This is a genomic window from Erwinia sp. (genome assembly GCF_031978025.1).
Lineage (GTDB): Bacteria > Pseudomonadota > Gammaproteobacteria > Enterobacterales > Enterobacteriaceae > Erwinia.
On record NZ_DALZCD010000358.1, the window covers coordinates 1 to 3,547 of the forward strand.

The following is a 3,547-nucleotide window of genomic DNA, read 5'->3' on the forward strand; positions in this document are numbered from 1 at the left end:
ACGCCAACGCGCTGCGCTTTGAGGACAAGGCGGGCGAGGAGCAGGTGTGGATCCAGGCGCAGAAGAATATGGATACCAACATCAAAAACGATGAAACCCGGGCTGTGGGGGGCTACTCGAGTTTAAAGGTTGAGAGAGACTACAGCACGAAAATTTTTGGCTCCTGCTTTAATACCACGCAGTGCGAACACTATGAGTTGGTTGGGTGGGATTATACGGTCAGATCGGACGGAAGGATGCAGCTGGCTTCCAGCAAAAGTATCAGCCTGGTCAGCGGCGACAGCATGCTGACCCTTGACGCCAACGGCACCGTTTCCATCCAGTGTAAAAATTTTCAGATCAACGCCTCAGAACAGGGACAAATCAACACGGGCGGCACGCTCGATCTGAATATGACACAACCCGCAAAAGCGCCATCGCCTTCGCCAACGCCAAAAGATATCTCCAGCGAATTAGAGAAAGAATTAAACGATAAAGGGAGCGAAGCATGAGCCAGCAAAAGGAATATTGGCTAACGGAAGGCAAGCTGCATTTGCCGGAAATTTGTCAGGAACAAAGTATTACTATTCTCACACTGCCGAAAGCGCAGGCCACGCTGGTCGTCACCCGCGCATGGGATGTGCAGGAAGGCGAAGAAGCGCGCTATCTGCAACAGCAGTTGGCAAAAGTGAAGCGGGATATGAAAAAGTTTGCCGCAGAAGAGCAGCAGGAAACGCTTTTTGGCAATTTACCCGCGCAGGAAGTCGCCATGCGATTTGAAAACCAGGGTGTGCTGGTGGTGCAAAAACTGCTGGTTGTCAGAACCGACACGCATCTGATGACGCTGACCTTCAGTCGGGCAGGATCCTTCGATCCGGCTTCTCTGACCGTCTGGCAGGCGATCAAAGAAGGATTTATTCCTGCCGCAGGATCGGAGGGCTGAATGATGTCCGAACCGATCGCGGCCCGCTTAGACGATCCCTTAGTTCACAGTTCTGCTCTGGCCGATCTTGTCAGCGGACTGGTGGAAGGCGCTATTTACACCGGCATTATAGTCGGTGCCGGCATGCTGTTTGCTATCAACCCGGTAGCCGGCATTGCGGTTGGCGCGGCAGCCATGCTGGGTGCCATGGCGTCTGGCTATCCTGAAAAACTGGGCAACAAAGCCAGCGACGCCGTTGACGGCCTGCTGGATACGCTGGGGATGCGAGGGCCGCCGGATGCGGTCATTTCCAGCGGCTCTGATAATGTAAAAATCATGGGCAAACCGGCCGCCCGTGCTGCAGGTACCGTCAGCCGGGCCTGGCTGGCTTCGCCTTCCGCTGGCAGCGAAGAAGCGCCGGGGCTGAAAGATATTGCCATGGCGGTGGCAGGCGGCATCGCTTCCACTGTCCGTCATCCGGGCGATGCGGTAAGCGCCGCGCTGGATAAAGTCAGCCATCTCAGCGCCGCATCGGTGGGCAGCTGGTTCGGTCATCTCTGGGACGATCTGGTGCAGCCGACCGTTGCCAGCGCCAGCCCCTACGCTACGCCAGCGAACAAAGACACCGTCGCCTGTACCAAAGGGCACCTGGCCGAGAACGCCAATTTCCTGGCGGAAGGGTCAAAAAAGGTCATGATCAATGGCCATCCTGCGGTGCGCAACGGGCATCGCAGCACCTGTGAAGCCACTGTTCAGGTCAGCGATAACCCGCGCGTACGCATCGGCGGGGACAGCGTGGTGGTGCGCGATATCCGTAGCGGCAAAAACATGCTGGCCTATTTTGTCGGCGGCCTGCTGAGCGGCGGTATTGGGGCAGAGGGCGCTAAACTGCTGGAACAGCTTTTTACCCGCATCGCCGTGCGGCGGGCGCTGCGCCAAATCACCTGTACGATCGTTTCTGAAGCCGGAGGAACGGTTGCCGCAGGCGCCATCTCCTCCGCGGCGATGCAGAGTTTTCACCCGGTTAACTATGCTACCGGGGCCAAGATCCTGGCCGGTCAGGACGATCTGGATTTTGTGCTGGAAGATCGTATCCCGCTTTACTGGCAGCGCATCTATCACAGCCGCAATCTGACGACCGGCCTGCTGGGCACGGGCTGGATGCTGCCGTTTGAAACGCGCCTGCTCCGCTTTCGTCATCCGGATGGGACTTTCCAGTTTGCCTGGCGCGACATAACGGGTCAGGAGCTGGGGCTGGGCGAGATTGCGCCAGGCGACGTGGTGCGTTTTGATGAAGAGGGTTTTACGCTGTTCTGCTCGCTGCAGGGCGTTATCGTCATGCAGACCGCGCAGGGCGAGTTTCATCTTTATGAGCCGGATCCGCAGCGCGAAGGCGAGTGGCGTATTGGCCGTATCTACGATCGTCACGAAAACTGCCAGCACTTCAGCTGGAACGAAGCCGGACAGCTGACCGCCATCGCTGGCGATAATGAAGCGCTGGACGTGCGGCTGAGCTATGAACCGCAACACGGCCGGCTGGCGGCGCTGCATCAGATGGTCGCCGGGGAATTACGTCCTCTGGTGCACTACCGCTATAACCCGCAGGGCCAGCTGATTGCGGTTCAGGATGCCGACGGTGTTGAAACCCGCCGCTTCAGCTGGGATCGCGCCAGCGATCTGATGGCGTCGCACAGCTATGCCACCGGCCTGACCGTGGCCTACCAGTGGCAGCCGGCCCGCGATCCGCGCTACTGGCGCGTATATGAATATCAGGTCCTGGACGACCAGCAGCATTGCCTGGAGCGCTGGCTGATCGATGCTGATGAAGAAGACCGCAGCGCCACGGTGACCTGTTTTTCCGGCGGCACCACGCAGCATCGCTGGGACGAGCTTTGCCGTATTACCGACTATATCGACAGCTATGGCGCGCACTGGCGATACCGCTGGGCGGAGCAGGGCGACCTGCTGATGGCAACCCTTGCGCCGGGCGATCGGGTCTGGGCCTATGACTACGATGAGCGCGCCAATCTGTCGATGGTGCGCGATCCGCTGGGTCAGACCACCACCACCCTCTGGCATCCATCCTATGCGTTTCCGTTAAAAGAGGTGCAGCCCGACGGTGCGGTGTGGCAATACGAGTACAACGACGCCGGAGATGTTATTGCGGTAACCGATCCGCTGGGCGGCACCAGCCGTTTTACCTGGAACGAGCAGGGCGATTTAATCACGCGCACCGACGCGCTGGACAACACGCATCGCTTCTGGTGGAACGAGCGCGGGCAGCTCCGTCGCGACGAGGACTGCTCCGGCAACCAGAGCCATCGTCTGTATGATGACGCAGGAAGGTTGCTGAGCAGCACGGACGCGGAAGGCAACACCACGCGTTATCGCTGGAGCGCGGCGGGTCGGCTGCAGTGCCTGACGCGGCCTGACGGACGTGAAACGGAATATGAATACGATCGCGCCGGCATGCTGGTGGGCGAGAATGTCGACGGCTTTTCAGAACGGCACGTGGCCCTTAACGTGCGCGGGCAGATTGTCAGCCAGACCGATCCGGCAGGGCACATTACCCGCTATCAGTACGATCGCTTTGGACGGATGACGGCGTTAATCAATCCAAACGGCGATCGCTGGCAGTTTGAGTAT

The 3,547-nt window shown here is 59.0% G+C and carries 3 protein-coding genes; all 3 read left to right on the forward strand.

Annotation, left to right across the window (positions count from 1 at the left end; genetic code table 11):
- Nucleotides 1-491 (forward strand): bacteriophage T4 gp5 trimerisation domain-containing protein (locus RTK32_RS20130; RefSeq protein ID WP_409451119.1); only part of this gene is annotated, 491 nt, incomplete at its 5' end.
- Nucleotides 488-922 (forward strand): DcrB-related protein, encoded by a 435-nt coding sequence (locus RTK32_RS20135; protein ID WP_312047046.1) that lies wholly within the window; start codon nt 488-490, stop codon nt 920-922. The genes RTK32_RS20130 and RTK32_RS20135, both read left to right, overlap by 4 nt.
- A partial coding sequence (locus RTK32_RS20140; protein ID WP_312047047.1) for a DUF6531 domain-containing protein occupies nt 923-3,547 on the forward strand: 2,625 nt, incomplete at its 3' end.

Coding starts and splice junctions, on each gene's coding strand:
- RTK32_RS20135 (WP_312047046.1), top strand. CDS start 488: ATGAGCCAGCAAAAGGAATATTGGCTAACGGAAGGCAAGCTGCATTTG.